This window comes from Collinsella aerofaciens (assembly GCF_040910245.1).
In the GTDB taxonomy this organism is placed as follows: Bacteria; Actinomycetota; Coriobacteriia; order Coriobacteriales; family Coriobacteriaceae; genus Collinsella.
Window position 1 is genome coordinate 41435 of record NZ_JBDGAY010000003.1, and the last position, 9753, is coordinate 51187.

Annotated in this window: 9 protein-coding genes; all 9 read left to right on the forward strand. The window is 60.4% G+C overall.

The genetic code is table 11. The annotated features are described in order from the left end of the window. Nucleotides 1-2: 2 nt before the first annotated feature. A complete protein-coding gene (locus tag AB5Z20_RS01835) occupies nucleotides 3-593 on the forward strand; it encodes an ECF transporter S component (protein WP_040358991.1) in 591 nt (196 codons plus the stop codon). Continuing rightward, nucleotides 590-2494 carry an energy-coupling factor transporter ATPase gene (locus AB5Z20_RS01840; RefSeq protein ID WP_006234940.1) on the forward strand — a complete coding sequence of 635 codons (1905 nt, stop codon included), beginning with the start codon at nucleotides 590-592 and terminating at the stop codon, nucleotides 2492-2494. The genes AB5Z20_RS01835 and AB5Z20_RS01840 overlap by 4 nt, the downstream gene beginning before the upstream one ends. Further along, complete coding sequence (locus tag AB5Z20_RS01845) at nucleotides 2494-3294, forward strand: energy-coupling factor transporter transmembrane protein EcfT (RefSeq protein ID WP_368156077.1); 801 nt, start codon at nucleotides 2494-2496, stop codon at nucleotides 3292-3294. Before AB5Z20_RS01840 ends, AB5Z20_RS01845 begins: the two co-directional genes overlap by 1 nt. Before the next feature lie 30 nt (nucleotides 3295-3324). Next, nucleotides 3325-3771, forward strand: a complete 447-nt coding sequence (locus AB5Z20_RS01850; RefSeq protein WP_368156078.1) for a pyridoxamine 5'-phosphate oxidase family protein — start codon at nucleotides 3325-3327, stop codon at nucleotides 3769-3771. 54 nt (nucleotides 3772-3825) lie between these two features. After that, nucleotides 3826-4140, forward strand: coding sequence for a pyridoxamine 5'-phosphate oxidase family protein (locus AB5Z20_RS01855; RefSeq protein WP_368156079.1), 315 nt, complete (start codon nucleotides 3826-3828; stop codon nucleotides 4138-4140). Between the two features lie 361 nt (nucleotides 4141-4501). Continuing rightward, nucleotides 4502-5572 (forward strand): N-acetyl-gamma-glutamyl-phosphate reductase, encoded by a 1071-nt coding sequence (gene argC, locus AB5Z20_RS01860; RefSeq protein ID WP_368156080.1) that lies wholly within the window; start codon nucleotides 4502-4504, stop codon nucleotides 5570-5572. A gap of 134 nt (nucleotides 5573-5706) precedes the next feature. Further along, nucleotides 5707-6972, forward strand: coding sequence for a bifunctional glutamate N-acetyltransferase/amino-acid acetyltransferase ArgJ (gene argJ / locus AB5Z20_RS01865; RefSeq protein ID WP_368145079.1), 1266 nt, complete (start codon nucleotides 5707-5709; stop codon nucleotides 6970-6972). A gap of 81 nt (nucleotides 6973-7053) precedes the next feature. Then, entirely contained in the window at nucleotides 7054-8034 is a 981-nt protein-coding gene (gene argB, locus AB5Z20_RS01870; RefSeq protein ID WP_368149318.1) for an acetylglutamate kinase, read from the forward strand. A 110-nt stretch (nucleotides 8035-8144) separates the two neighbouring features. Further along, the gene (locus tag AB5Z20_RS01875; protein ID WP_270226834.1) at nucleotides 8145-9386 is read left to right on the forward strand and encodes an aminotransferase class III-fold pyridoxal phosphate-dependent enzyme; all 1242 of its coding nucleotides are present in this window, start codon (nucleotides 8145-8147) and stop codon (nucleotides 9384-9386) included. The last annotated feature ends 367 nt before the right edge of the window (nucleotides 9387-9753 follow it).

A 9753-nucleotide genomic window follows, 5' to 3' on the forward strand; every position in this document is an offset into this window, starting at 1 on the left:
TTATGTCTGAACAGTCGCAGCATATCCATTTTGAGAACACGAATAGGTGGAGCACCAAACAGCTCGTTACCATGGCGTTGATGTGCGCCTTGGGAGCACTGTTTATGTATGTGCAGCTGCCCATCCTCCCCTCGGCGCCGTTTTTGACGTATGACCCGTCGCTGGTGCCGGCGATGGTGTGTGGATTTGCGTATGGCCCTGGTGCCGGCACCGCTGTTGCCGCTATGGCGATCGTTATCCATGCGCTTACCACGGGCGATTGGGTCGGTGCGCTTATGAACTTGGTTGCCACGCTGGGCTATATTCTGCCTGCGGCTATCGTCTACCAGAAGATGCATACCTATAAGGGCGCCGTGATTGGCCTGGCGCTGGGCGTTATTGCCGCTACGGCGTTGTCTATGGTCGCAAACCTGACCATCGGCGTTTGGTTCTGGTATGGCTCGGCCGATGTGATTTTGCCACTCATGCTTCCTGCTGTTCTGCCGTTCAACCTTATCAAGACCGTGCTTAACTCGGTATTGACGCTTGCAGTGTACAAGGCGGTCTCTAATCTCATCACGCCCAAGAAGGACCAGGTCAAAGGTCGCGCATGATTGAGTGTCGGGGCGTTTCCTTTAGCTATGACGGTGTTGCACCGGCGCTCGATGGCATCGATCTGAACATCGAAGATGGCGAGTTTTTCTGCATCCTCGGCGGAAACGGGTCGGGCAAGTCGACGTTTGCCAAGCACCTGAACGCGCTGCTGCAGCCCGATGCGGGAACGGTGTGCGTCAACGGCATGGACGCGTCCGATCCCGAGCTGGTCTACGACATTCGCTCGACTGCTGGCATGGTGTTCCAGAATCCCGACGATCAGCTGGTGGCAACGCTTGTCGAGGACGATGTTGCGTTTGGTCCCGAGAACTTAGGGGTCGAATCGGCCCAGATCGCGCAGCGCGTGCGCGAGGCGCTGAAGGCCGTGGGTCTGGTGGGCTTTGAGCGCCACGAGACCCACGCTCTCTCGGGCGGACAAAAGCAGCGCGTGGCGCTTGCCGGCGTGCTCGCCATGGAGCCGCGCGTGCTCATTTTGGACGAGGCTTCCTCGATGCTCGACCCGCGCGGGCGCAAGGGCCTTATGAAGGCCTGTCACGCGCTGCACGAACGCGGCATGACCATCGTGATGATTACGCACTTTATGGAAGAGGCCGCTGAGGCCGATCGAGTCGCGGTGTTTCGGGCGGGGCGCGTTGCCATGTTGGGCACGCCCGAGGAGATCTTGACGCGGGCGGACGAACTCGCGCGGCTGAATCTGGATATGCCGGCATCGTGTTGTCTTGGCAGGGCGCTTCGCGCGAAGGGCGTGCCCATTTGCGCGCAGGTGCGCGAGGCGGATATGGTCGCCGATATAGCGCAGGCTTATACCGAGCGGAGTAGGACAGGCATCGCCGGGCGGCCTTTCGCATCCGATCCTCGTATTCCCGACAACGTTTCCTCTGCAATCGATGGCGCAGACGCGCTGGAGCCCGTCATCGAGATTTCGCACCTTTCGTATGGCTATTCGCTGAGCGCCCGCGAGCGTCGCCGTTGGCACAAGCGCTCAGCTGCCGAGGGTGCATCGAACAAACAGGCCCTCTGGGGCAACGACCCTAGCAGCCCCTGGGCGTTGCGCAATGTATCGCTGACGGTGCGTCGTGGCGAGTTCCTGGGCCTTGCGGGCCATACCGGTTCGGGTAAGTCGACACTGGTTCAGCATCTCAACGGACTGATTCGTCCCCAGGAGGGTTCCGTTTACGCGTTGGGGCTCGACCTGGTAAACAAGAAAGATGCCGCCGCGGTTAAGGCAAAGGTCGGCGTGGTGTTTCAGTATCCAGAGCGTCAGCTGTTTGCCGAGACCGTGGCACAGGACGTGGCATTTGGTCCGCATAACCTTGGCTTGTCGCAGGCCGAGGTTGCCCACCGCGTTGAGTCATCGCTCGCGCGCGTGGGCCTCGACCTGGCCACGGTGGGCGACAAGAGTCCCTTTGAGCTCTCGGGCGGGCAGCAGCGGCGCGTGGCGTTTGCTGGCGTGCTTGCCATGGAGCCCGAGGTCCTGGTACTCGATGAGCCCATGGCGGGGCTCGATCCGGCAGCCCGCAGGGATTTCCTGGAGCTCATCGGCCATCTTCATGACGAGGGCCTGACCGTCGTCATGGTTTCACACAGTATGGATGACCTTGCCAATTGCTGCGACCGTATTGTCGTGATGAACGAGGGCACGGTGTTTGCCGAGGGTACGCCCGCTCAGGTTTTTGCGTATGCCGATGAGCTCAAGTCGATCGGCTTGGGTGTTCCCGCTGCCCAGCGCATGGCGCTGGCGCTTGCGAAGGCAGGCGTGCCGCTGCGCTTTGACGGCCTCTATACGGTTGAGTCGCTGGCAGACGAACTGGTGGACCTGCTTATCGGTCGCTCGGACGGTCCTTCTAACGTCGCGGACATTGCTAAATCCAAGACGGTCGCGCGAGAGGAGGGCTGCTAATGGAGGCGTTTTCGTTTGGCAGCTACTATCCCGGCGATAGTGCAATTCATCGCCTGGACCCGCGAACCAAGTTGCTCTTGGGCTTTGTGTTTCTGATCACGACGCTCACGGTCAGCAGCTTCCGCGGACTAGTCCCGGTCGCAATCTTCGTTGTCCTGATCTATGCCGTGTCCCGGGTGCCGGCTCGTCGCGTCCTGTCATCGATGGCGCCGCTGCTGGCGATCGTCGCGGTGGTCGCGATGCTCGACCTGTTTTCCGACCAGAGCGGGCGCATTCTGTGGCAGCTCGGCTTTTTGCAGATAAGCGAGGGCTCGCTGCATTCCGCCGCCTTTATGGCGTGCCGCCTGACCTTGATGATGGCCGGCATGAGCGCTATTACGCTCACCACGCCCACGCTCGATCTCACCGCGGGCTTTGAGCGCCTGCTCGCGCCGTTTGCGCGTGTGGGACTTCCTGCGCACGAGCTCGGCATGATCATGGGTATCGCGCTGCGCTTTATGCCGCAGTTTGCCACCGAGATGAAGCAGACGGCCGATGCACAGGCGAGCCGCGGTGCGCGCGTGACGGGAGGCCCGCTCGGCGGCGTGCGTATGCTCGGCAGTGTGGCGATTCCGCTGTTCACGGGCGTGTTCCGTCATGCCGAAACGCTGTCTGCCGCCATGGATGCCCGTTGCTATCATGGCGAGCAGGGCCGCACACGTCTGCATGCGCTTGCATTTGGCCGCGGCGATGCGCTGGCGGCGGTGGTGACGGCGTTGCTGCTCATCTGCGTCATCGTCATCAATCTTCAACTTGTTTAGGCGCGATTCGAGCGCAGGAAAGGGGTCCCTATGACCGATAACGACCGCACGGCGCAGCTCGAGCGCGCCTGTTCGTATCTTAGGCGTATTCCGGCGTGGTATCTCGCCACGATCGACGTGACGGACGGACATCAGCCGCGCGTGAGGCCGTTCTCGTTTGCCATGGTCGATGATGGCAAGCTGTGGTTTTGCACCTCGCGCGATAAGGATGTGTGGGCCGAGTTTAGCGCGAACCCCAAGTTTGAGGTTTCGGGTTGGAAACCGGGGGAGTGCTGGATCGTATTAACTGGCGAGGCCGCGCTCGAGGACGACGCGGTCGTGAGTGACCGGGTGCGCCAAGCCGGCTTTAAGCACATGGTGGGCATCGGCGAAGATCACGAGAGCGCCAACGACGGTCGCCTTGCGTTCTTCTCGGTGCGCAATATCGCCGCCCGCTTCTGTGATATCGACGGCAGCGAAGAGCGCCTGGAGCTTTAACCATAGGGTAGCTAAAACAGCCCCGACCCAAAAAGACTAGTGACAGGGGGACACATGGACGGATTGAATACGGTGTTGGAGTATCTGACGTCGGTACCGGCATGGTATTTGGCGACGAGCGTTGACGGACAGCCGCATGTGCGTCCGTTTTCGTTTGCGCAGATCCAGGACGGCAAGCTGTGGTTTGTAACGGCGCGCACCAAAGACGTGTGGCAAGAGCTGCTGCAAAATCAACGCTTTGAGGCCACGAGTTGGTGGCCGGGCCATGGCTGGCTCATCTTGCGCGGGCGCGCGGGTCTGGATGACCAGGCCGCTTCCGATATGCGAGGCAGGCTGGAAGCACCTGGAGCGCTTGGGCGAGCATTATGAGGGGCCCAACGACCCCACGCTCGTCTTCTTTAGCGTCGAGGAGCCGGAGACTTTCATCTGCAACCATGACGAATGGGTGCCGGTCGAGCTCTAAACGAGTCTCTCAGCAAGCTTCGACAATTCAAATTCTCGCATGTAGCGGGCCCCACATTGCAACGTCACCGTAAGGTGCGCTGAGCAATATGGGGCCCGTATTCATTTGTCAATTCCTTCGAGTGAATGTGTCGGGACTGTTTCAATGCATGAATATGTAAAAGATTTGCGTATATATGCATCTTTTGGTGATAAAGTTTCAACCCACTTCATAACGACGGCTGCGAGATACGTATTGGTGCATAACTGTGCGGGCAAGGAGTCTGATATGTCTTTAAAGGTTGGAATCGTCGGTGCGGCTGGATATGCCGGCGCCGAGCTCATTCGCCTCGTGCTCGGCCATCCCGAGTTTGAACTTGTTGTCATCACGTCCAACGCCGATGCCGGCCAGCCGTTGTCTGCGGTGTACCCGAGCTTCACCGGCGTAAGCGATCTTGTCTTCACGACGCATGACGCCCCCGAGCTCAAGAACTGCGATGCGGTCTTTTTGGCCGTGCCGCACACGGCTGCCATGGCACGGGTGCCCGCCCTGCTTGCCGCGGGAGTTTCCTGCATTGACCTCTCGGCCGACTATCGCCTGAGCGATCCGGCCACCTTTGAGGCCTGGTATGCCGCCGAGCACACGAGCCCCGAGCTACTCAAGAGCCGCGCCTTTGGTCTGCCCGAGCTGTTCTCCCAGGATTTGGAGACCGCTGCATCCGACCACGCCGACGGCAAGCCCGTACTGGTCGCCTGCGCCGGTTGCTATCCCACTGCAACGAGCCTTGCCGCCGCGCCTGCCGTGCGCGCCGGCTGGGTTGCCCAGAGCGGCCCCGTGATCGTTGACGCTATCAGCGGTGTAACGGGTGCCGGTAAGTCCTGCAACGCCCGTACGCATTTTTGCAGCGCGGACGAAAACCTGGAGGCCTATGGCGTGGGCAAGCATCGTCACACGCCCGAAATCGAGCAGATCTTGGGCCTAACCGATCGTGTCGTCTTTACCCCGCACCTGGCACCGCTCAAGCGCGGTCTGCTCTCTACGGTGACGATGCCGCTTACGCCGCGGGCTATCGATGCCTTGACCCTTGAGGACGTTGTCGACCATTACAAGCAGTTCTACGCCGGTCGCACCTTCGTGCGCGTACTCGATGCCGGTCAGCAGCCCAAGACGGCTTCGGTCGTCGGCACCAACGCCGCCCAGATCGGCCTCGCGCTCAACGAGCGCGCGGGCGTTCTGGTGGCCACGGGCGCCATCGACAATCTGTGCAAGGGTGCAGCAGGCCAGGCGGTCCAGTGCGCCAACATCGTCTTTGGTTTTGACGAGCGACGAGGCTTGCCCACAGTGGCGTGCCCGGTGTAGCACATTCGATTGTTAGCGATTTGGTAATCGGGCATCGAGTGGGGCGCCACTCTTAAGCTGGTCTCATGATTGTGGCTGGCATGGCGCACCAACCGATGCCCATTTTTTGTTTGACATAAGGAGTCATAAAGACGATGAATGCTGAGCAGTTCGATATCAAGATTCATGCCGTAGAGGGCGGCGTAACGGCGGCAGCCGGCTTTAAGGCGGCGGGCATCCATGCCGGGTTCCGCAAGAATCCCGAGCGCCTGGATTACGCGCTCGTCGTGCCCGATAAACCCTGTCCCGGGGCCGGCGTGTTTACGACTAACCGCTTTTGTGCGGCGCCCGTGCAGGTGAGCCGTGCCAACCTGGGCGGCGCCGACAAGGGCTATGGCATCATCGCCGGTGTTTCTATCAACTCTGGCAACGCCAACGCCGCCACGGGTGAAACCGGTCTTGCCTGCGCGCGCGAGACCTGCAACATCGCCTCGCAGGTCATCGGCTGCGAGCCCCAGCAGATTCTGGTCGCCTCCACGGGCGTAATTGGTCAGATTCTGCCGATCGACACGTTTGAGACCGCCGTTCCTGCCGCCTACGAGGCGCTCTCCGCCCACGGCGGCGCCGATGCCGCTCGCGCTATCATGACGACCGACACGCATTCCAAGGAGTATGCCGTGTGTTACCGCAGCGAGGCCGCGGGGCACGCAGGTAATGCCTATACGGTGGGCGGTATGTGCAAAGGCTCGGGTATGATCATGCCCAACATGGCCACCATGATCGCAGTCATCACTACCGATGCCCCCGTCGAGCCGGCGGCGCTTCACGCCCTGTTACTCTCCACCGTCAAGCAGACCTTCAACAAGGTAACGGTCGACTCCGATACTTCGACCAACGACACCTGCATCATGCTCGCTTCCGGCGCTGCCGCAAATGCCGAGCCTATTGTCGAGGGCTCCGATGCCTTTGACGAGTTGGCCTTTGCCGTGCATGAGGTGTGCGAGAGCCTGGCGCGCAACATCGCCGCAGATGGCGAGGGCGCATCCAAGCTCGTGACGGTTAATGTCACCGGCGCCGCGAACGACGAGGAGGCCGATATCGCCGCCCGTGCTGTTGCCAACTCGCCGCTCGTCAAGACCTGCATCGCCGGCCACGACTGCAACTGGGGCCGCGTTGCCATGGCGCTCGGCAAGTGCGGCGTGCAGTTTAACCAAGAAGATGTGTCCATCGACATGATGGGTATGCCCGTCTGTCGCGATGGCCTGACGGTCCCCTTCGATGAGGACGAAGCCCTGCGACGTTTTGAGGCGCCCGAGATTGTGATCTCGGCAGACCTGGGCGCAGGGGACGCGGCGACCACCGTGTGGACTTGCGACCTCACGCACGAGTACATCTCCATTAACGGCGACTACCGTTCCTAGACTCCCGATGTGCCGTGCGCCCCGCTGCAATCGCGGGCAACGAGGGACGGCGCAATAGCTACACGAAAGACGAGGCTGACTATGAAGTTCGCACGCGATTGTCGCTCGAGCGAATCCAACGAAGTTACCGCGCAGCTGCTGTTCGAGGCGCTGCCGTGGATTAAGAACCTGACCGGTAAGACGGTCGTTATCAAGTACGGCGGTGCCGCCATGGTCGACGAGCAGCTGCGTCGTGACGTGATGAGCGATATCGTCCTGCTCAAGATTATCGGCATGCGCCCTGTTATCGTGCACGGTGGCGGCAAGGCCATCAACGAGGCGCTCAGCCACTACGATATCCTCGTCGAGTTTAAGAACGGCCAGCGCGTGACTACGGCTGCCACCATGGACATCGTGCGCGAGGTACTGGGCGGCAAGGTCAATCAGGAGCTGGTCGCGGCACTCAACCACCACGGCAACCTTGCCGTGGGCGTGTCCGGCAGCGACGCCGGTACCCTTATCGCCGAGCCACTCGACCCAGAGCTCGGCCGCGTAGGCAAGGTCACGCACGTCAACACCGACTATATCGAGCGTTTGCTCGATAGCGAGTACATTCCCGTTATCGCCACGGTCGCGGCGGGGGAGGACGGTGGCTTCTTCAACATCAACGCCGATACCGCCGCCGGTGCCGTTGCGGCGGCGCTTCACGCGCACAAAGCGATTTTTTTGACCGATGTCGACGGCCTGTACAAGGACTTTAGCAATAAGGATTCGCTCATCTCCAACCTGACGCTCGACGAGGTCAATGAGATGCTCTACGGCGGCGAGGTCGACAAGGGCATGATCCCCAAGCTTCGCGCCGCCGTCGATGCGCTTACCGCTGGCGTGTTCCGAGCCCACATCATCAACGGCACGACGCCGCACTCGCTGCTGCTGGAGCTGCTGACCGATGCTGGCGTCGGTACCGTGATCCACTCCACCGAGACGGCTTACGAGTTCGATACGCATCCGCACCCGCTTTCGACGTTTGCGGCGCGCCTGACCGAGAACCTCGACGAGGTCGAGAAGCTTCAAACGGTCTAGTCGGTTTTAAATCGCCACGCCATTACGCTTACAGTTTGCGCTTCCTGGCGCTTAACGAAAGGTATCCCATGTCACTTGCAGCTCAACAATCACTCGAATCCCATTATGTTATGCACACCTTTGGTCGCTCTCCGGTCGAATTTGTCGAGGGTCACGGTATGAAGCTCATCGGTGACGATGGCCGTGAGTATCTCGATTTTCTTGCAGGTATTGGCGTATGCAGCCTAGGCCACGGCAATGCGGCAGTGCTGTCGGCGCTCGAGACGCAGACCAAAAAGCTCTTGCATGTCTCCAACTATTTCTACATCGAGCAGCGTGGCCAGGTCGCGGCGCTACTGTCCAAGCTCGCTAACGACGATGTGGATGGCGCGTGCGTGCTTGCCGACGCGATTGCCGCCGGCGACGAGACTACGGCGGCGGCGCTTGGCGTTCCGGCTGCGGGCGAGCAGGTGTGGGAGACGTTCTTTGCCAACTCCGGTGCCGAGGCCAACGAGGGCTCGATGAAGCTCGCGCGCCTGTACGCCAAGCGTGCCGGCAACGGTGGCAACACCATCGTGTGCATGCGCGGCGGTTTCCACGGTCGTACGCTCGAGACCATTGCGGCGACCATGCAGGATTGGCTGCAGGACAGTTTTCGTCCGCTGCCGGGCGGCTTTGTGGCCTGCACGCCCAACGATGTCGATGAACTGCGCGCAATCTTTAAGCAGCTCGGAAGCGAGATTTGCGCCGTGATGCTCGAGCCGATCCAGGGCGAGAGCGGCGTGCATCCCATGACCGAGGAGTTTATGGCGGCTGCGCGCGACTTGGCGCACGAGGTGGGCGCCGTTCTTATCGCCGACGAGGTCCAGTGTGGCATCTTCCGCTCCGGCAAGCCGTTTGCATTCCAGACCTATGGCGTGGAGCCTGACATCATGAGTCTTGCCAAGGGCATCGCCGACGGCGTCCCCATGGGCGCCGTGGTGGCAAAGAAGGAGATCGCCGACGTGTTTAAGCCCGGCGATCATGGTTCGACCTTCGGCGGTAGCTGCTTGGCCATCGCGGCATGTGCCGCGACACTCTCCGCGCTTGTGCGCGGCGATTATGCCGAGCATGCCGCCAAGGTTGGCGCCTATATGGAGGCAGAGCTCGCCAAGCTGCCGCACGTTACCGAGGTGCGTGGACGTGGCCTGATGCTCGGCTGCGATCTGGATGACGCTGCGGGCGATGCGCATGACATTGTTGCCCGGGCGCTGGAGGCCGGTGCCGTGATTAACGCGACCGGAGCTCATACACTGCGTTTCCTGCCGCCGCTTGTCTGCGAGGAAGCCGACGTGGACAGCCTGATCGAGATTTTGTCGGACGTTTTGGCCTAACACAACGCAATAGCTCAATTTGGACCGGGTTCCGGACTGCGGACGTGCCTTATGCGGCACGATTCAGCGGTCTGGACCCCGTTTTGTCTTAGATTTGCTAAGGCGGGGGAGACCTGCTGGTCAAAAAACATCAAATATGAGTACTGTTACCGATTTGGTAGCAGCAATTTTGGACTAATAAGGCTAGATAGCAAGACGAAATGGCGATGAATACACGATTTTAATCCAACTGTTAGTCCTTATAATGGACACATGTTGCGTAACTTAGGCAAATACTATCTTATTATATGTTGCAAACAAAGTAGCAGTACTCATTTTTGCCATTTTTTGGCCACGGCCTTTGTGGCAGACGTGCTGGCGGGTTCGA

Coding starts and splice junctions, on each gene's coding strand:
- argC (WP_368156080.1), top strand. CDS start 4,502: ATGTCTTTAAAGGTTGGAATCGTCGGTGCGGCTGGATATGCCGGCGCC.
- AB5Z20_RS01840 (WP_006234940.1), top strand. CDS start 590: ATGATTGAGTGTCGGGGCGTTTCCTTTAGCTATGACGGTGTTGCACCG.
- AB5Z20_RS01875 (WP_270226834.1), top strand. CDS start 8,145: ATGCACACCTTTGGTCGCTCTCCGGTCGAATTTGTCGAGGGTCACGGT.
- AB5Z20_RS01855 (WP_368156079.1), top strand. CDS start 3,826: ATGGACGGATTGAATACGGTGTTGGAGTATCTGACGTCGGTACCGGCA.
- AB5Z20_RS01845 (WP_368156077.1), top strand. CDS start 2,494: ATGGAGGCGTTTTCGTTTGGCAGCTACTATCCCGGCGATAGTGCAATT.
- argB (WP_368149318.1), top strand. CDS start 7,054: ATGAAGTTCGCACGCGATTGTCGCTCGAGCGAATCCAACGAAGTTACC.
- AB5Z20_RS01850 (WP_368156078.1), top strand. CDS start 3,325: ATGACCGATAACGACCGCACGGCGCAGCTCGAGCGCGCCTGTTCGTAT.
- argJ (WP_368145079.1), top strand. CDS start 5,707: ATGAATGCTGAGCAGTTCGATATCAAGATTCATGCCGTAGAGGGCGGC.
- AB5Z20_RS01835 (WP_040358991.1), top strand. CDS start 3: ATGTCTGAACAGTCGCAGCATATCCATTTTGAGAACACGAATAGGTGG.